Annotated in this window: 17 protein-coding genes; 13 read left to right on the forward strand and 4 right to left on the reverse strand. The window is 70.8% G+C overall.

Annotation, left to right across the window (positions count from 1 at the left end):
* Nucleotides 1–77 precede the first annotated feature (77 nt).
* From ACIA77_RS47085 to ACIA77_RS47120, 8 genes are all read left to right on the forward strand, one after another.
* On the forward strand, nt 78–431 hold the full coding sequence (locus ACIA77_RS47085; protein WP_204093559.1) for a DUF3499 domain-containing protein: 354 nt from the start codon (nt 78–80) through the stop codon (nt 429–431).
* A gap of 76 nt (nt 432–507) precedes the next feature.
* Entirely contained in the window at nt 508–1,863 is a 1,356-nt protein-coding gene (locus ACIA77_RS47090) for a phosphomannomutase/phosphoglucomutase (protein WP_395892717.1), read from the forward strand.
* Nucleotides 1,864–1,949: 86 nt separating this feature from the next.
* Nucleotides 1,950–2,186 (forward strand): Trm112 family protein, encoded by a 237-nt coding sequence (locus tag ACIA77_RS47095; protein ID WP_395892718.1) that lies wholly within the window; start codon nt 1,950–1,952, stop codon nt 2,184–2,186.
* Nucleotides 2,161–3,264: a hypothetical protein gene (locus ACIA77_RS47100; protein WP_395892719.1), complete on the forward strand. Its 1,104-nt coding sequence runs from the start codon at nt 2,161–2,163 to the stop codon at nt 3,262–3,264. Before ACIA77_RS47095 ends, ACIA77_RS47100 begins: the two co-directional genes overlap by 26 nt.
* Before the next feature lie 101 nt (nt 3,265–3,365).
* Nucleotides 3,366–4,595 carry a mannose-6-phosphate isomerase, class I gene (gene manA, locus ACIA77_RS47105; protein ID WP_395892736.1) on the forward strand — a complete coding sequence of 410 codons (1,230 nt, stop codon included), beginning with the start codon at nt 3,366–3,368 and terminating at the stop codon, nt 4,593–4,595.
* Nucleotides 4,596–4,709: 114 nt separating this feature from the next.
* Complete coding sequence (locus tag ACIA77_RS47110; protein WP_395892720.1) at nt 4,710–5,624, forward strand: cation diffusion facilitator family transporter; 915 nt, start codon at nt 4,710–4,712, stop codon at nt 5,622–5,624.
* A gap of 84 nt (nt 5,625–5,708) precedes the next feature.
* Nucleotides 5,709–7,250, forward strand: a complete 1,542-nt coding sequence (locus ACIA77_RS47115) for an amino acid permease (RefSeq protein WP_395892721.1) — start codon at nt 5,709–5,711, stop codon at nt 7,248–7,250.
* A gap of 334 nt (nt 7,251–7,584) precedes the next feature.
* A complete protein-coding gene (locus ACIA77_RS47120; RefSeq protein ID WP_395892722.1) occupies nt 7,585–8,289 on the forward strand; it encodes an LPXTG cell wall anchor domain-containing protein in 705 nt (234 codons plus the stop codon).
* 94 nt (nt 8,290–8,383) lie between these two features.
* Here ACIA77_RS47120 and ACIA77_RS47125 read toward each other — a convergent pair whose 3' ends face one another.
* Entirely contained in the window at nt 8,384–10,669 is a 2,286-nt protein-coding gene (locus ACIA77_RS47125; RefSeq protein WP_395892723.1) for a hypothetical protein, read from the reverse strand.
* Between the two features lie 86 nt (nt 10,670–10,755).
* On the opposite strand from ACIA77_RS47125, the gene ahcY reads away from it, so the two are divergent.
* Together ahcY and ACIA77_RS47135 are read left to right on the forward strand one after the other, a co-directional pair.
* Entirely contained in the window at nt 10,756–12,228 is a 1,473-nt protein-coding gene (ahcY, locus tag ACIA77_RS47130; protein ID WP_395892724.1) for an adenosylhomocysteinase, read from the forward strand.
* Between the two features lie 298 nt (nt 12,229–12,526).
* The gene (locus tag ACIA77_RS47135; protein WP_395892725.1) at nt 12,527–13,420 is read left to right on the forward strand and encodes an acetoacetate decarboxylase family protein; all 894 of its coding nucleotides are present in this window, start codon (nt 12,527–12,529) and stop codon (nt 13,418–13,420) included.
* 61 nt (nt 13,421–13,481) lie between these two features.
* Here the strand turns inward: ACIA77_RS47135 and ACIA77_RS47140 are convergent, their stop codons facing one another.
* Nucleotides 13,482–13,778: a hypothetical protein gene (locus tag ACIA77_RS47140; protein ID WP_395892726.1), complete on the reverse strand. Its 297-nt coding sequence runs from the start codon at nt 13,776–13,778 to the stop codon at nt 13,482–13,484.
* 614 nt (nt 13,779–14,392) lie between these two features.
* On the reverse strand, nt 14,393–15,385 hold the full coding sequence (locus tag ACIA77_RS47145) for a hypothetical protein (protein WP_395892727.1): 993 nt from the start codon (nt 15,383–15,385) through the stop codon (nt 14,393–14,395).
* Nucleotides 15,386–15,640: 255 nt separating this feature from the next.
* Between ACIA77_RS47145 and ACIA77_RS47150 the strand changes: the two genes are divergently transcribed.
* On the forward strand, nt 15,641–15,994 hold the full coding sequence (locus ACIA77_RS47150) for a hypothetical protein (protein ID WP_395892728.1): 354 nt from the start codon (nt 15,641–15,643) through the stop codon (nt 15,992–15,994).
* On the opposite strand, the gene ACIA77_RS47155 is transcribed toward ACIA77_RS47150, so the two are convergent.
* Nucleotides 15,991–16,629, reverse strand: coding sequence for a TetR/AcrR family transcriptional regulator (locus tag ACIA77_RS47155; protein WP_395892729.1), 639 nt, complete (start codon nt 16,627–16,629; stop codon nt 15,991–15,993). The two genes, ACIA77_RS47150 and ACIA77_RS47155, sit on opposite strands and share 4 nt — an antisense overlap.
* 140 nt (nt 16,630–16,769) lie before the next feature.
* Between ACIA77_RS47155 and ACIA77_RS47160 the strand changes: the two genes are divergently transcribed.
* Together ACIA77_RS47160 and ACIA77_RS47165 are read left to right on the forward strand one after the other, a co-directional pair.
* Nucleotides 16,770–17,777 carry an aldo/keto reductase gene (locus tag ACIA77_RS47160; protein WP_395892730.1) on the forward strand — a complete coding sequence of 336 codons (1,008 nt, stop codon included), beginning with the start codon at nt 16,770–16,772 and terminating at the stop codon, nt 17,775–17,777.
* Nucleotides 17,778–17,845: 68 nt separating this feature from the next.
* Entirely contained in the window at nt 17,846–18,487 is a 642-nt protein-coding gene (locus ACIA77_RS47165) for a dTMP kinase (RefSeq protein ID WP_395892731.1), read from the forward strand.
* Nucleotides 18,488–18,598: the final 111 nt, after the last annotated feature.

Here is an 18,598-nt window from a genome sequence, read left to right on the forward strand (position 1 = left end):
CGCAAGTCTATGCGGTCGCCGGGGTCACGCGCGTGTCGCCGGGGCCCCCTTGCGGCGACGCGCTATCGTTCTGGATCGTGCGGAGCGTACGGAAATGTTCGCGGACCGGGTGTCCTGAGCCCGCTGTCGCCACGCTCACGTATGCGTACAGCGATTCGACCGCCGTCGTAGGTCCGCTCGCCACCGCGTCCGAGCCCCACTCGTACGACCTGTGCGAGGCCCACGCGCTGCGGCTGACCGTGCCGAAGGGCTGGGAGGTCGTGCGCCACGAGGGCACGTTCGCGACCCCCGAGCAGTCGGCCGACGAGCTGACCGCGCTGGCCGAGGCCGTCCGCGAGGCGGGCCGCTCGGACCGGCCGGCGCCGCCGCCCGAGCCCGAAGGCCCTTCGGGCAGGCGCGGGCACCTCCGCGTGCTCCCCGGGCGCGCCTGAACCCCGCTCCCGCCGGTAGGCTTTCCGCGCGGCGCGATCGGCGCCGTTGACGAGAAACTGACGGCGGGGAGACGGCGTGCCAGATCTTTCGGGCATCGTGAAGGCCTACGACATCCGCGGTGTGGTCGGCGAACAGCTCGACGCGGCGCTGGTACGTGATTTCGGGGCCGCGTTCGCGCTGCTCATCAAGACGGAGTCGCCGTCGGTGGTGATCGGCCACGACATGCGCGACTCGTCCCCGTCGCTCGCGGCCGCGTTCGCCGAGGGTGTGACGTCGCAGGGCCTCGACGTGGTGTCCATCGGTCTGTGCAGCACCGACGAGCTGTACTTCGCGTCCGGTTCGCTGAACATGCCCGGCGCGATGTTCACCGCGAGCCACAACCCCGCGAAGTACAACGGCATCAAGATGTGCCGCTCGGGCGCCAGCCCCGTCGGGCAGGACACGGGCCTGTCGGAGATCCGCGACACCGTCGAGCAGGGCGTGCCCGCGTTCGAGGGCAAGGCCGGCACCGTGACCGAACGCGACGTCCTGGGTGACTACGCCGCCTACCTGCGGCGGCTCGTCGACCTCACGCACTCGCGGCCGCTGAAGGTCGTGGTCGACGCCGGCAACGGCATGGGCGGCCACACCGTGCCCACGGTCTTCGCGGGCCTGCCGATCGAGGTCGTGCCGATGTACTTCGAGCTCGACGGCACCTTCCCGAACCACGAGGCCAACCCGCTCGACCCGAAGAACATCGTCGACCTGCAGGCCAAGGTCCGCGAGGTCGGCGCCGACGCCGGCCTGGCGTTCGACGGCGACGCCGACCGCTGCTTCGTGGTCGACGAGCGCGGCGAGCCTGTGTCGCCGAGCGCGATCACGGCGCTCGTGGCCGTGCGCGAGCTGGCCAAGGAGCCGGGCGGCACGGTCATCCACAACCTGATCACGTCGAAGGGCGTGCCGGAGATCGTCGCCGAGCACGGCGGCAAGCCGGTGCGCACGCGCGTGGGCCACTCGTTCATCAAGGGGGAGATGGCGCGCACCGGCGCGATCTTCGGCGGTGAGCACTCCGCGCACTACTACTTCCGCGACTTCTGGCGGGCCGACACCGGCATGCTGGCCGCGCTGCACGTGCTGGCGGCACTGGGCGAGCAGGACGGCCCGCTGTCCGCGCTCACCCAGGACTTCTCGCGCTACGCTGCCTCCGGAGAGATCAACTCGACGGTGTCCGACCAGGTCGCGCGGATGCTCGCGGTGAAGGACGCGTACGCGGGCAAGTCGGGCGTCGAGATCGACGAACTCGACGGCCTGACCGTGCAGCTCCCGGGCGGCGCGTGGTTCAACCTGCGCCCGTCCAACACCGAGCCGCTGCTGCGGCTCAACGTGGAGGCCGCCGACCGCGCCGCGGTCGAGGCGCTGACCGACGATGTTCTGGCAATTGTCCGGGCCTGAACCGGGCAGGCCGGAGGCACTTTCCGAACCGAACCGTGTCCGGAAGGTGCCTTATCCGGCTCACCTGCGCGTGGTATGGAGGAACCATGGCCATCACGCTTGACGCACAGCTGCTCGAGATCCTCGCGTGCCCGTCGCCGGATCACGCGCCGCTGCGCCCCGGTACGCCGGAGGACGCGGGCGCTGATGCGCTGACCTGCACCGAATGTGGCCGGGTGTACCCGGTCCGCGACGGGATCCCCGTGTTGCTGCTCGAAGAGGCCGTGTTCAGCGGCGACCACACCCCCGGCGAGCCGGATGACAGCCGTGCCGACAGTGCTTGACGATTCGCTCCTCGACGACCCCGCGCGGCTGGCCGAAGCCGACAGCGCGGGACTGCTGCGTGCCGCCGCGATGGCCGGCGCGCAGGTGCGGGCGACCGCCGAAGCAGCGGCCGAGCTGGAGCTGAGCGACCGGCTCGACCTGGGGCGCCCGCGTTCGCTCGTGCTCATCGACCGCCCCGGCGTCAGCCGCACGCTCACGCGCCTGCTGGCCGCCCTGCTCGCTCCGTCGTGCCCGGTGCCGGTCGTGGTGGCCGAGACCGTGCCGTCGTGGATCGGCGCGCTCGACGTGGTGTTCGCGCACACCGACGACGCGGGGGACCGCGAGCTGGCCGCTTCCCTGGAGCGGGCCGCCCGGTTCGGCGCGTCGGTGGTGCTGTCGGCGCCGTCGGAGGGCCCGGTCGCCGCGTCCGTGGCCGGCAAGGGCGTGCTGCTCGCGCCGCGCATCCCGGTGCCGCCGGAGCTCGCGTTCCCGCGCGGGCTCGCCGCCGGGCTGCTCGCGGCCAACGCGCTCGGCCTGCTCGTGGCCGACGTCCAGGCGCTCGCCGACCAGCTCGACCTCGAGGCCGAGAAGGACTACTTGGCCCGCGAGTCGTTCGCGAACCCGGCCAAGGCGCTCGCGCTGCGGGTCGCCGACCGGCTGCCGCTGCTGTGGGGCCTCGACCCGGTGGCCGTCGCCGTCGGGGAGCACGCGGCCCACGCGTTCGCGGCTCACGCGGCGCTCGTGTGCGACGTGGAGGATTACCGGCAAGCGCTTGCGCGACCGGCGCTTCGAAGATTGGTGCAATCGGGCGGCGGAGAGCGTGACATCTTCGCCGATCCTGACGACTCACCCGGTGGAACCGCCACGAGAGTGCTCCTGCTCTCGGTGCGGACCGGGCCTGCCGCCGAGGCGGCCCGCTACCAGGCCGAGGAGTTCCTCCCGGGTTCGGACGTGATCGCGCCCGCCGAGGAGATCGAGGCGGACGAGATCGTCCGGGCCGCGGTGCTCGCACTGCGGTTCGAGCTCGCCGCCGTCTACCTCGGGCTCGCGGCGGGCAGCATCGGCGGCGCCGGGAAGTTCGAACCGGCCAACGCCTGACGGCTCACGGAACCAGGGGGAGGAAGTGCGGACGGCTGCCGCGGGGCGGGAGGCGTGCGCACGACATCGGCTCCGGCCGATGGGAAGGATGGGGAGTGACAGTGGAGCTGTTGCGCAACGCCGTACGGCCCTACGCGTGGGGATCGCGCACCGCGATCCCGGAGCTGCAGGGCCGTCCGGTGCCTGCGCCACACCCTGAGGCCGAGTTGTGGATGGGCGCGCACCCGGGGGACCCGTCGCACGTGGTCGGCCCCGACGGCACCGAGCGGAGCCTGCTGGAGCTGGTGGAGGCCGATCCGGTCGGTCAGCTGGGGGAGCGCTGCGCCGGCCGGTGGGGTGGCCGGTTGCCGTTCCTGCTCAAGATCCTGGCGGCGGAGGAACCGCTGTCGATGCAGGCGCACCCGTCGGCGGCGCAGGCCGCGGAGGGGCACGAGCGGGAAGAGCGCCTCGGGATCCCGCGTGACGCGGCCAATCGCAATTACCCGGATCCGACGGCGAAGCCCGAGCTGGTGTGCGCGCTGACCGAGTTCCACGCGCTGGCCGGGTTCCGGGATCCGCAGCGCACGGTGAAGCTGCTGAAGGCGATCGAAACGCCGGGGCTGGCGAAGTACACCGGGTTGCTGGAGGCGCAGCCGGATCCGGCGGGGCTGCGGGCGCTGTTCACGACGTGGATCACGTTGCCGCAGGCGTCGCTGGACGAGCTGTTGCCCGAGGTGCTCGACGCGTGCGTGCGCCACGTCGCCGACCACGGCGAGTTCGCGGTGGAGTGCCGGACGATCCTGGAGCTGGGCGAGGCGCACCCGCGTGACGCCGGGGTGCTGGCCGCGTTGCTGCTCAACCGGCTGACCCTGCGCGCGGGCGAGGCGATCTACCTGCCGGCGGGCAACCTGCACCTGTACCTGTCGGGCACGGCCGTGGAGATCCTGGCCAACTCCGACAACATCCTGCGCTGTGGTCTCACGCCGAAGCACGTGGACGTGCCCGAGCTGCTGCGGGTGGTCGACTTCGCGTGCGGCGAGATGCCCGTGCACCACGGTGAGTGCGCCGGCGAGATGGCGGTGTACCACACGGACGCGCCGGAGTTCGAGCTCTCGCGCATGGAGTGGCAGGACGGCGACGCCGCCGAGCTGGTGGTCGACTGCACCGGCCCGCAGATCCTGCTCTGCACCGCCGGCGACCTGCTGGTCACCGCCGCGGACGGCGAGCAGGTCGAACTGCGCCGCGGCCAGTCGGTGTGGCTGCCCGCCGCGGACCCGGCCGTGGCCGTGCGCCCGCTGGACGGGGCCCGCGCGCAGCTGTTCCGCGCCACGGCGGGCACCTGCGAGGACTGACCCGCCTCCCCCGAGAAGTTCACGCGGCCGGAAACCGCCCGTAGGGCCTGGTCCTCTAGGCTCCCGATCGGGCATTTCGGGAATCCGTCCGCGCGAACAGACAGGGGAGCAACTGTGTCAGCTGGTGGCGGTACCAAGGCGATCATCGCTGCGCTCGCGGCCAACGCCGGGATCGCGGTGGCGAAGTTCGCCGGGTTCCTGGTCACGGGGTCGTCGTCGATGCTGGCCGAGTCGGTGCACTCGCTGGCCGACACGTCGAACCAGGGGCTGCTGCTGCTCGGGAAGAAGACGTCCCAGCGCGAGGCCACGCGGGAGCACCCGTTCGGCTTCGGGCGCGAGCGGTACTTCTACTCGTTCATCGTCGCGCTGATGCTGTTCACGCTCGGTGCCGCGTTCGCTCTGTACGAGGGGATCCACAAGATCCTCGAACCCGAGCCGCTGGAGTCGCCGCTGGTCGCGGTGATCATCCTGCTCGTCGCGATCTGCCTGGAGGGCTACAGCTTCTTCACGGCCATCGGCGAATCGCGCAAGATCAAGGGCCGCGTGACCTGGTGGCGGTTCATCCGCCAGGCCAAGGAACCCGAGCTGCCCGTGGTGCTGCTCGAGGACACGGGCGCGCTGATCGGTCTCGTGTTCGCGCTGTTCGGCGTCGGCCTGTCCGTGCTGACCGGCGACCCGGTGTGGGACGGCATCGGCACCGTGTTCATCGGCGCGCTGCTCGGGGTGATCGCCGTGATCCTCATCGTCGAGATGAAGAGCCTGCTCATCGGCGAGGGCGCGACCGACAGCCAGCTCGGCACGATCGTCGACGAGCTCGCCGCGGGCAAGGTCGAGCGCGTGATCCACATCCGCACGCAGTACCTCGGCCCCGACGAACTGCTGGTGGCCGCCAAACTCGCGTTGATCCCGGGCCTCGACACGGCCGAAATCGCCACCGCCATCGACGACGCGGAGGCGCGCGTGCGCGCGAAGGTCCCCGTCGCGTCGCTCATCTACCTGGAACCGGACCTCGACCGCGACGCACGGTGATCAACTCCTGGCGCGCAGGGGGGCCTTTGCCGCGTTAGGGTGATTCACCCGATTACGTGCAGGGGGCATCGCAGGAGGTTCACCGTGCCTGGGCAGGGCTTGTGGCGCACCAAGTCGATCGAGCAGTCCATCTCGGACACCGACGAGCCGGAAACCAAGCTCCGGAGAAACCTGAGCGCCTGGGACCTCACGGTGTTCGGCGTCGCGGTCGTCATCGGTGCCGGCATCTTCACGCTCACGGCGCGCACGGCGGGTGACTACTCGGGCCCGTCGGTGTCGCTCGCGTTCGTCTTCGCCGCGATCGCCTGCGCGCTCGCGGCCCTGTGCTACGCCGAGTTCGCCTCGACCGTCCCGGTCGCGGGCAGCGCGTACACGTTCTCCTACGCCACGTTCGGCGAGTTCATGGCGTGGATCATCGGCTGGGACCTCATCCTGGAGCTCGCCGTCGGCGCGGCCGCGGTGTCGAAGGGCTGGTCGGTCTACCTCGAAACGGTGCTGGGGTACCTGTTCGGCGCGGGCGCGAAGACGAGCGTCGACCTCGGCTGGGTCACGATCGACTGGGGCGCGCTGGTGGTCGTCGTCGTGCTGGCGACGCTGCTGACCGTCGGCACGAAGCTGTCTTCGCGGTTCTCCATGGTGATCACGGGGATCAAGGTCGCCGTGGTGCTGTTCGTGATCATCCTCGGCATCTTCTACGTCAAGGGCGCGAACTACACCCCGTTCGTCCCCGAGGGCGAGTCCGGTGGCACCGGTCAGAGTGGTGTGGACCAGTCGCTGTTCTCGCTCGTGGCCGGTGGCGGCAGCAGCTCGTTCGGTGTGTTCGGTCTCCTCGCCGGTGCCTCGCTGGTGTTCTTCGCGTTCATCGGCTTCGACATCGTCGCCACCACGGCCGAGGAGACCCGCAACCCGCAGAAGTCCGTGCCGCGCGGCATCTTCGGCTCGCTGGCGATCGTCACGGTGCTGTACGTGGCGGTGTCGCTCGTGGTCGTCGGCATGGTGCCCTACGCCGAACTCGCGACGTCCGCCGGCGACGGCAACCACAAGACCCTCGCGACGGCCTTCTCCGCCAACGGCGTCGATTGGGCCGCGAACGTCATCTCCGTCGGCGCGCTCGCCGGCCTCACCACCGTCGTCATGGTCCTGATGCTCGGCCAGGTGCGGATCATCTTCGCGATGTCGCGCGACGGCCTCATGCCGCGCGGGATGGCCAAGACGGGCGAACGCGGCACCCCGACGCGCGCGACGCTGCTCGTCGGCGGCCTGGTCGCCGTCGCCGCCACGTTCTTCCCGGCCGACAAGCTCGAGGAGATGGTGAACGTCGGCACGCTGTTCGCGTTCGTGCTCGTGTCCGCGGGCGTGCTGGTGCTGCGCCGGACGCGACCGGATCTGCCGCGCGAGTTCCGCGTGCCCGGGGTGCCGGTGATCCCGATCCTCGCGATCCTGGCGTGCCTGTGGCTGATGCTGAACCTGACGGTCCTGACGTGGCTGCGGTTCCTCGCTTGGATGGTGCTGGGCGTCGTCATCTACTTCGCCTACAGCCGCCGCCACTCGCTGCTCGGCGAGCGGACCGCCGCGGGCGGGGAACCGTCGGCCGTGGGAGCGAAACCGGCACCTTCAGAGGACTGAACCACTGACTGGGACGGCCCGTCACCCAAGCCCGGTGGCGGGCCGTTTTGTGTTGTCTACCAGGGGATTCAGCGAAGTTCGGGAAGGTTGCTCCACGTGGCCGACTTGTTGCCTAATTCAGAATGATCACAGGATGATCACTGGCAAATCTCGGTTCGGCTCGACCTCTCGAACGCAGGGTGATCGGACGAGCCGTATGCGATACCGTCCGGCTCTGCTTCCCTCTGACGGGTTAATCACTCGTGTGTGATTCATACGTTAAGTGGTTCCGATCCTCACTGGGAGTGCGCTGATCTTCGCTACGTATCCCCCGTTCGGTACAGGAGTTTTCTGAATGCCCTCCATTTCCAGACTTCGTGCGGGTGTCACGGTCGCCGCGGTGGCCGGTCTCGCTCTGATCGGGTCCGCGACTTCCGCGCTCGCGTGCACCTCCGACGACGGCCGCGCGAACCCGACCCAGGGCAAGGCACCCGACTGCTCCCACATCAAGGGCGTCAGCGGTGACAAGCTCGACGAGGGTGACTTCACCTTCACCGGTGGCGACAAGAGCAAGTCGCTGAACATCACCGCCGTCAAGGAAGGCGTGAAGGTCGACGCGATCGTCGTCGCCGGCGGCGACGACGGCTGGGCCTTGTACGTCCCGGGCAAGCGCAACCTGACCAAGGACCTGCCCTGGAACGACCTGATCGCCCCGAAGAACTACAACGGCAGCCAGCCGAAGATCGACAGCTGGTACGCCTGCGGCACGAAGACCGCGCCGGAGACCTCGCAGCCGACCAAGCCGGCGGAGACCCCGACCACGGCGCCGACCGAGACCACGTCGGCCCCGGCTTCGACCCCGGCCGCGACCGACGAGGCCCCGACCAGCACCACCGCCGTCGCCGCGGCCCCGGCCGGCAGCGAGACCGGTGGCTCGGGTGGCCAGCTCGCCAACACCGGGTTCGACAACGCGTGGCTGATCTACGTCGCCGCGGCGCTCCTCGTCCTGGGTGGTGGCCTGCTCGCGCTGCTGAAGTTCCGGCGCCGCAGCACCAACTGACGCACCTTTCGGGTTCCCGGAGACCGGAGGGGAGCCCCGCCCGTTTGCCCACGGGTGGGGTTCTCCTCCGGTTTTCCCTTTCAGCGCAAGGGTTTCAACGCGGCCGGGGCAGGTCGCCGAACAGCGAGCCCTGCTCGCCCAACAGGCGCGCGCGGCCGCTCGGCCGGCCGAGGCCGGCGGCCATCGCCAGCGCCTGGTCCCATTCGGCGTCGGCGAGGTAGTCCGTGTGCTTGAGGACGCCGGGCGCCCAGCGGTGGCGCCCGTCGGGGGCGCGCAGCGGATCCGGCAGCCAGTGGTCGCCGCCGAGGACGAGCACCCCGGTCTCGTCCGCCTTGGCCTCGAGCGCGCCCCAGCCGCCCTCGGGCAGGTACCCGTCGCCGATGAGGTGCCGGCCGGAGACCTGGTGGCGCCAGGTCGTGACCCCGCCGCCGAAGATGTCCGTGCCGCGGCACAGCGCGCGCCAGCGTCCGTCGAGGTCGGCGAACAGCGTGGCCAGCGAGTCCTGCGGCAGCACGGCCGGGAACGCGCGCTGGTAGCCCCACTGCAACGGCGATCCCGCGGTGAGCAGGCCGACGCGGTCGAGTTCGTCCGCCGTCAGCTCCGTCGTCAGCCGCGCCGCGGTGAGGACCGTGAGCAGGCTGCCGAGGTTCTGGCCCGAGAGCACCACGCGCGTGCCCGGTTCGGCGAGGTGGGTCTTCACGCGTTCGGCCAGCTCCGGCACGACCTTCAGCGCGTAACACGGCGGCACCGTCGGGTGGGCCGCACGCGGCCAGAACGACACGAGGTCCGACAACGCTCCGAGGTGCCGGCCGCGTTCGGGGGTGCGGGCCGCGGAGTAGACCACCCGCAGCAGGCCCGCGGCCAGACCGCCGAGGGCGAACACGCCGACGGCCGACACCGGCGTGTACCACGAGGGCCGCAGGTCGAAGCCGAAGCGCACCACGAGCAGCGCGGCCCCGCCGAGCGAGAGCCCGACCGCGACGATCATCGCCAGGTGGTGCAGGTGCCGGCGTTCCCACGCCGACCGCGCCCAGGCCCGCGCGGCGTCCTGCTCCTGCTTGCGGTCGATCTCCATCAGCTCGACGATCGCCGGGATCCCGCGCCGCCGCCGGCGCAGCGGCACCGCGATCGCGTACCCGGCGATCGCGAGCAGCGCGATCAGCGCGAGCCCGCCGCCCCAGAGCACGGTGATCAGCTCGTAAGTCGCCGGGAGCTGCAGCCCGCTCGTGCCCAGCAGCCGTCGCACGGCGATGGCCAGCCCGGCGCCGAAGCCGCCGCCCAGCAGGCAGGCCAGCGCGACGACCGGCGCCGCGGCCCAGCCGCCGAACCACGGGCGCAGCCGCCGCGGCCGGGTCTTCCAGTGCGACCGGGCGAGCAGCGCCATCGGCACCAGGGCGAGCACGAACAGCACGGTGATCGCCAGCAGCGCGGCGCCGAGGCCTTCGACCGTGCCGTTGGTCCCGCGCAACTCACCCTGGGCGGGCAGCGGGGCGGCGAGCACGGCCCCGTAGATCACCAGCGCGGAGGCGAACGAGATGAGCGTGCGCCGCGCGAGGGGGCCGGGGTCGCTCCCGATCGCCGCGCCGGCGAGCACGGCCAGCACGAGCCCGAGCACGCAGATCCACGCGATCAGCCGCGGCACGTCGGTGGGCACGTGGAACGGCCCGCCGAGCAGCAGCAACGCGACGCAGGCCAGCGCGGCGACCGTGTGCGTCGCCGACATCCCCGGTGCTTCCGGGTCGGCCAGCAGCTGCATCGGCGAGCCGCGCCGCTGGTGCGGCTGGGCCGCGTGCACCCGCCAGTTCGCCGACGAGATGCGGTGCAGCACGTAGACCACGGCGAACAGCACGGCGACCCCGATCGCCAGCCGCGCCGGCGAGGAGCGCAGCCACGACGGCACCCACGGCAGGCAGCCGCTGCCCGGCGCGAGGCACTGCGTGGCGAACAGGTCGAGCGCGATCGCGGCGACCTGGCCGACCAGCAGCATCGTGAGCAGCACGGCGACGACCCGCAGCAGGCCGCGGCACAGGCCGCCGAGCCAGTGGGCGCGGTGCACCGGCGGCAGCATCCAGAACGCGACGTTGGCCAGCGAGAACGGGAACAACAACGCCCACGTCGCCTTCGCGGCGCCGCCCGAGGTCATGCGGCTCCACAGGTATCCTTCGAGCGTGCGTGGGATGGACCGGCCCAGTGCGGGCACGACCGGCCCGGGGGCCGGGCGCCGCAGCCGGTCCGCCGGGCGCACCACCCTGCCGATCCCGTCGCCGCCGACGTCGACCGTCGACACGGCGTCGAGGAGCGTTTCGCCGCTCGTGCCCGCTAGTCCGGCCACCCTGAGTTCGACGATGCGGGTGTCTGGGCCGGGGAGCGGGGCGGGCACGGTAAGGGTCTCCTAAGCCGGTCGGGGGGACGTCAAGCCGACAACGGTACTGTTCAGATGCCATCAATCCTTGGAGGAACCGCACTATGACCCCCGAAAGCGTTGCCAAGCGGCACGACACCCGGGGCGGCATCGAGTTCGCCGTCGCCGACCTCGAGGCCGCCGAGTTCGGCCGCAAGGAGATCCGTCTGGCCGAGCACGAGATGCCGGGCCTGATGGCGCTGCGCCGCGAGTACGCCGAGGTCTACCCGCTGCGGGGTGCGCGGGTTTCCGGGTCGCTGCACATGACGGTGCAGACCGCCGTGCTCATCGAAACGCTGGTGGAGCTGGGCGCCGAGGTGCGCTGGGCCTCGTGCAACATCTTCTCGACGCAGGACCACGCGGCCGCCGCCGTGGTCGTCGGCCCGCACGGCACGCCGGAGGAGCCCAAGGGCGTACCGGTCTTCGCGTGGAAGGGCGAGTCGCTCGAGGAGTACTGGTGGTGCACCGAGCGCATGCTCACCTGGGACGGCGAGGGTCCCAACATGATCCTCGACGACGGTGGTGACGCCACCATGCTCGTGCACAAGGGCACCGAGTACGAGAAGGCCGGCGTCGTGCCGTCCGCCGACGACAACGACTCCGACGAGTGGAAGGTCTTCCTGGAGCTGCTGCGCGCGTCCGTCGCCGCCGATGGCTCGAAGTGGACCACCATCGGCGCGGGCATCCGCGGCGTCACCGAGGAGACCACCACCGGCGTGCTGCGGCTCTACCAGCTGGCCGCCGCGGGTGAGCTGCTGTTCCCGGCGATCAACGTGAACGACGCCGTCACCAAGTCGAAGTTCGACAACCGCTACGGCATCCGCCACTCGCTCATCGACGGCATCAACCGCGGCACCGACGTGCTCATCGGCGGCAAGGTCGCCGTGGTCTGCGGGTACGGCGACGTCGGCAAGGGTGCGGCGGAGTCGCTGCGCGGCCAGGGCGCGCGCGTGATCATCACCGAGATCGACCCGATCTGCGCTCTGCAGGCCGCCATGGACGGTTTCCAGGTCAAGAAGCTCGAGAACGTGCTCGGCGAAGCCGACCTCGTCATCACCACCACGGGCAACAAGAACGTGGTGATGGTCGAGCACATGGCGCGCATGAAGCACCAGGCCATCCTCGGCAACATCGGGCACTTCGACAACGAGCTGGACATGGCCGGCCTCGCCCGCTACCCCGGCGTGCGCCGCGTGAACATCAAGCCGCAGGTCGACGAGTGGGTGTTCCCGAACGGCAACTCGATCATCGTGCTGTCCGAAGGGCGCCTGCTCAACCTCGGCAACGCGACCGGGCACCCGTCGTTCGTGATGTCCAACAGCTTCTCGAACCAGGTCATCGCCCAGATCGAGCTCTTCACCAAGCACGAGGAGTACGACAAGGAGGTGTTCCGCCTCCCGAAGAAGCTCGACGAGAAGGTGGCGCGCATCCACCTCCAGGCGCTGGGTGGCGAGCTGACGAAGCTCACGAAGGAGCAGGCGGAGTACATCGACGTGGACGTCGAGGGCCCGTTCAAGTCGGACCACTACCGGTACTGAGGTCCACTGCGCTCACCGAAGCGGCGTCCGGGTGCTCCGGGCGCCGCTTCGGCGTTTCCGGGCCGTCACGCCGGGTCCACAGTGGACGACGGCCGGTGATCGACCGGAACCGGTGGCCCAGACCACCGCGCGCGGACGCTGACAAGCCCGCGAGCGCCGATGTGCCCGAAGGACCGGCTCCGGATTGCCCACCGGACACGGGCTTTCCGCGCAGAGCACCCATTCCGGTGATCCCGTGGTTCCTTCGAAGAGGACGGCCGCGAGGGGCGGCCGCGGGACGAAAGTGAAGGTGCCTGCCTTGTCCGCAGGAGAAGTGGGTCGCAGAGGGGTTCTCGCCGGCGGGCTCGCCGCGGTGGCGGCGGGGGCGATGAGCGCCCCGGCGCTCGCCGACGACGCGCCGGTGACCGAACGGCTCAAGGGGTACACGTACCCGCTCACCGCGCGCGGGGTCGCCAACCTCGCGCCCACGCCGCCGTGGCACTACGTCGGAGACGTCGTCGGGGTGGAGTTCTGGACCAGACCGGACGCGGCGGCCGCGTCGCTGCCGACCGGGCTCGACCCGGACCCGACGAGTTCCGGGCACGGCTACGCGCTGTTCATCGACTGGCAGTTCTCAGCCAGTGACAACGAGTACCTCGACCCGGTGCGCAGCCAGTACAGCGAGTTCCTGGTGCTGCTCGACGCCGTGCACAACGGCTCGCCGGTGGCGTGGTGCCCATTCATCTACGTGGACAACGACGAGGCGCTGGCCCGCGGCTGGGTCCAGGGCTTCCCGAAGAAGATCGGCGCGATCCACCAGACGCGCGCGTTCGGCGTGCCGAGCCAGGCCGGGCCGGTGGTCGGGCCCGGCGGGCGCTTCGGCGCCACCCTCTCGTCCAACGGACGGCAGCTGGCCCAGGCGCAGGTGACGCTGGAGCAGACCGCGCCGACGATTCCGGCGCTGGGCCGGCCGATCGTGAACCTGCGGCACTTCCCGCGGTTGACGAAGGGGCAGTACGACAACCCCGCGGTGCACGAGCTGACGCAGTCCGTTTTGGACACCCCGCAGGTGGCCGGGACGTGGACCGGGACGGGCGATCTGTCGTTCTTCCCGGCGCCGGCTGAGGAGCTGGCGGATATCGGGCCGGTGCGCAGTGGTGCTGGGTTCCGGGGGTCGCTGTCTTACAGCGTGACGGATTTGATCATTCTCTGAGTGGGTGTGGCCGGGGTGCTGGGGTGGTGCCGTGGTGGTGCTGCTGTGGCGCCCCGGCCGTTCAGAGTTTTTCGTCGCGGACGACTTCGAGGTTGTGGAACACCGGCGGTTCGTCGCAGAGCTTCATGATCTGCTCGGCGAACTTCGACGTCGCCGGCAGCGCTGAGTTCCGCATCGCTTCTTCGTAGTTGGGGAACTCGACGAACTCCATGTAGGTGCCCGGGTGGTCGCGGTCGCTCATCACGACCGCGTGGGTGGCCGTGCGGTTTCCCTTGGTTTCGGCCTTCCACTGGTCCATGATCTCGTTGAGCTGGTCCGGGTGTGAAGTCTTGTATTCGATGACTTGTACGAAACTCATTTTCGGCTCCTGTGAAGCTGCCCCCGGGGAGTTCATGGTGCGCGTGGGGTGTGGAGTGCGTCAATGTGGGGGTTGGGGTGGGTTGTTCAGGGGTTGGGCGCGGGCCGTCGCTGGGTGGGTGCGGTTGGGTTGTGGTGGGGATGCGGTCCTGCGCGGGGGCGTGTTGCGTGGCGTAGGCACCCCGAAGCTTGAGTGTGACTACGGCCGCTGACCCCGTGTCAAGGCGGGAAAGCGTGCCTTGACACGGGGTCGGCGGCCGTGTGGAAGCTTCGGATCGAGGTGCTGGGCAGGGGCTGGGTGCATCCTCAGTGGGGTGGTTGGGCGGCGGTGTCGTATGCGCGTGGTGCGACGCCGTTCGAGGTGCACGGCAGAGGCTGGGCGCATCCTTGGTTGGGTGGTCGGGCGGCGGTGGGGTGTGCGTGTGGTGGGCCGCCGTTCGGGGTGCCGGGTAGGGGACTGCGCGCATCCTCGGTGGGTCTGTTGCGTGGCGGTTGCGTATGCGCGTGGTGCGTCGCCTTTTGAGGTGCTCGGCGGGGGCTGGGTGCAGGACTTGCTGCGTAGTTCGGCGGCGGTTTCGTATGTGTGTGGTGCGCCGCCGGCGGGGTGGTGGGGTGTCAGTTCCATTCCACGGCGATGCCGGCCAGGCCGGGGCCGGCGTCGCGGAAGTAGCCGCTGGTGACGCCGCCCGTGTCGAGGGGGAGTTCTTCGGCTTCGACGGGGAGGGCGTCGTCGCGGGCGCGGACTTGGCGGGTGCAGCGGGCGGGCATGGCGGTGGGCGCGAATTGCAGCTGCAGGAGGTAGCTGGCGGCCTGGTCGCGCAGCATGCGGTAGTAGCCGGGGAACAGGGCGCTGGAGTCGTCTCGTACCTCGAAGCAGAAGACGTGGATGTCGCCTTCGCCGAGTTTGCGGTCGAAGAGCAGTTCGGTCGCCATGGTTTCGCCGCCGGGGTGGCGGCGGATGCGGCCGACGCGGCAGCCTTCGAAGGTGATCAGCTCGACGTCGTCGATGCGGCAGCCCGGGTCGCCGTTGTAGACGGTCACGTAGCGGTCCGGCCCGTGCCGCCGCGCGCGCGTGACCAGCCGCGTGCGGATGCTGACCTGGCGGCGCCGCTCGTCGACCGTGATGCGGTCGTGCACCGAGAGCAGCTCCAGGTCGGAGTTGGAGTGGTTCGACGACGGCAGCACCCCGAGGTCGGTCAGCAGCTGGTCGACGATCGAGCCCATGTCGCCCGAACGCAGGTCGTGGAAGGACACCGCGGCCTGGTGGCCGCGCGGACGAGCCGTGCGCGGGCCGATCAGGACCACGAGCGAATCGGCCGGCAGCTGCAGCACCGACTCCAGCGCGCGCACCGCCGGCAGCGCCTTCGGCACCTCCGGCTGGCGCAGCCCGCGCTGCCAGTAGCTGAGCGTCGACTGTCCGATTTGGACGCCCCGGAGCGCCAGGTGCGCTCGCAGCCGCGCGAGCGACAGGCCCCGGTGGGCGATGGCTGTGCGCAGGGCGTGGTGGAACTCGCCGGTCCGCAGAGCGTCGGCCAGTTCCGCGGGCAGGTCGCCCGAGCCACGCCGAACAGGTTCGATGATCAGTGAGCCTTCCCTGTCTCGAGACACCGCTTGTCCCTTCACCAGACCACTGTGGTGATCAGTGTGTGCGCCTGCCGTGAACACCGCGGAACGTTCACGTTAGCAGCGCACGGTAGTCGTTCCGACCCCCGTTCGGGGTGGTTGGCCACGTAAGGGTGGCCATTCCGTGTTCCAGAACTGACCCGGAACACCTCCGTCACCGGAAGAGCACCTTGCTCCCGGTGATTGCACTGTTCACCGTTGTGACGGCCGTAGGTCATGTCACGGGGGTGGGAGGGGGTCGTGCCGGTGTCACGCGAGCAGGTTCGCCCCGCCACCGCTGGTGCGCGGGTCCAGACCAGGCGGTGGCGCACCGCGAGCCGGGTGCTCGTGCTCGTGGTGCTCGCGGGCTTGGCGTTGCCGGCGTCGGCGATGGGCGCGAGCGCGGCGCAGCCCTCCGGCGTCGGCAGCGCCCACCTCGCGCCGCAGTCCGCCGAAGCGCCCCAGTACCGGTTCGCCGGCCAGGTCCTGCCCCGCGGCGACGAGCCACCACCCGAAAACCACGACACGGCGTGGCTGCCGCTGCTGATCCTCGGCGGCCTGCTGCTCGCCGGCGGCGGGGTCTACCTGGTGCACGCGCGGCGGCGGGCCGCCTAAGCCGTACCGGCAGGCCCGGCGGTGCCGTCCCTCCCGCCGGGCCGCCGGTCGACCAGCTCCTTGTTCGGCGCGTCGGCCACGGCGTCCAGCGCCGCGTGCAGGTACGGAATCAGGCGCTCGGCGTCCGGGCCCGTGAACGCGGTCGTCCCGAGCAGCATCCGGTTCAGCAGCATCCCGGCGCAGATGGCGATGAGCAGCGCGGACCGGCCGGTGCGGTCGGCGCCGTCTTCGCCGGGCAGCGCGTCGGCGAGCCGGGTCTGGTAGTTGCGCTCGATGCTCTCGCGCATGATCGCCGCCGCGCGCGGGTTGGCGACCGAGCGCAGCGTGAGCAACAGCCCGTCGTGCGCGCGCTGGTCTTCGCCGGTCAGCAACGTCCGCGCCGCCTCGGCGTTGAGCTCGGGCGTCATCATCATCGACTTCTCGTAGGCCAGGTCCACGACCTCGGCGAACAGGCCTTCCTTCGAGCCGAAGTACTTGCCGATCAGCCGCGCGTCCACGTCGGCTTCGCGCGCGATCTCGCGGACGCCCGCGCCGTCGTACCCGTGCGCGGAGAACGCCCTCTGGGCGGCGCGCAGGATCGCGGCGCGCGTGGCCACGGGGTCCCGGCGCTTGGGTGCGGGCTGATCAGAGCTCATGGCCGCCAGCGTACGAGGCTCGCCGAGGTTCCGGCTCGACGAGCGAGTTGCTAAGTCCTCGCTCGTGGACTTATGGTGGTCCACGAGTGCGGACTTAGCCGCACCGACGGGCACGACCACGAGAACCGAGGATTTCTTCCATGACCATTCCCCAGCGCAGGCTCGGTGCGAACGGACCGCTCGTCGGCGCCGTCGGGTACGGCGCGATGGGCTTCGCCCGGCCCTACGGGCAGTCCGCGGACCACACGACCGACGGCTCCGCCGACGCGCTCATCGGCCGCGCCCTCGACCTCGGCGTCACGCTCATCGACACCGCCGACCGCTACGGCGACAGCGAGGACAACGTCGGCGCGGCGCTCAAGGGCCGTCGCGACCAGGTCGTACTGGCCACGAAGTTCGGCATCGTGCGCGGCGCGAGCCCGGACAGCGCGCCCGTGATCAACGGACGGCCCGAGTACGTGCGCGAGCGCATCGAGGAGTCGCTGCGGCGGCTCGGCACCGACCACGTCGACCTGTACTACCAGCACCGCGTGGACCCGGACACGCCGATCGAGGAGACCGTCGGCGCGATGGCGGAGCTCGTCACCGAGGGCAAGGTGCGGTACCTCGGCCTGAGCGAGGCCGCGCCGGACACGATCCGCCGCGCCCACGCCGTGCACCCGATCACGGCCGTGCAGACGGAGTGGTCCCTGTGGTCGCGTGACATCGAGGACGAGGTCGCGCCGCTGTGCCGCGAACTCGGCATCGGCGTCGTGCCCTACAGTCCGCTCGGGCGCGGCATGCTCACCGGTCAGCTCAAGTCCTTCGACGACCTGCCCGAGAACGACTACCGCCGCAGCATGCCGCGGTTCGCCCGCGAGGTGTTCGAGGCGAACCTCGCGGCCGTCGAGACCGTGACGGACATCGCGGCGGCCCACGGTGCCGCGCCCGGCCAGGTCGCGCTCGCGTGGCTGCTCGCGCAGGCGCCGGACGTCGTCCCGATCCCCGGCACGCTGCACGTCTCAAGGCTGGAGGAGAACGCCGGCGCGGCCGCGGTCGAGCTGACCGGCGACGACCTCAAGCGGCTCGACGCGCTCACCGCCGTCGGCGAGCGCGAGACCGTGCTCGACCAGAACTGGTCGTACGGCGTCACTCCGCCGCTTCGCTGAAACCCCCGTCCGGCCCGGCTCGCGGCCGGGCCGGACGGCGGTGTCCGCGTTGTCCTAGGGTGAGCGCCGTGGGACGACTGGTCGTGATCGAAGGTCTGGACGGTGCCGGCAAGCGCACCCTCTCCGACGGGCTCACCGCGCAACTGCAGCGCGGCGGCGCCACCGTGGGCAGCCTGGCGTTCCCGCGCTACGGCCGCAGCGTCTACGCCGACCTGATCCGCGAAGCGCTGCACCGCGGCCACGGCGACCTCGGCGACTCCGTCTACGGCATGGCCCTGCTCTACGCGCTCGACCGCAGCGCGGCGGCCGACGAGATCCGGGCGCTGCTGGCGGACAACGACGTGGTGCTGCTCGACCGCTACGTCGCCTCCAACGCCGCGTACGCCGCCGCCCGCCTGCGCGAGCACGCCGACGGTCCCGTCGTGCAGTGGGTGTGGGACACCGAGGTCGAGCGCTTCGCCCTGCCGCGGCCCGACGCGCACCTGCTCCTGCGCGTCGCCCCCGAGGTGGCCGCCGAACGCGCCGTGCGCCGCGCCGCCGAGGACACCAGCCGCGCCCGCGACTCGTTCGAATCCGACGACGCCCTGCAAGAACGCTGCGCCGCCGTCTACGACGAGCTGGCCGCCGCCGGCTGGCTCGCGCCGTGGCACGTGCTGGACGGCGTGGCGGGCGTCGACCTGCCGACGCTCGCGAAGTCCCTGCTCGCCTAGCTTGAGTTTTAACGTTTGAGTGGTCGGTGGAGACCCCTGTTGATCATGAGTGAAGCCCTTGGTCGATCATTCCTTCTTGCGACAGACGGAAGATCGAGCCAAGGGCTTCAG

This window comes from Amycolatopsis sp. NPDC051903, assembly GCF_044452505.1.
Lineage (GTDB): Bacteria > Actinomycetota > Actinomycetes > Mycobacteriales > Pseudonocardiaceae > Amycolatopsis.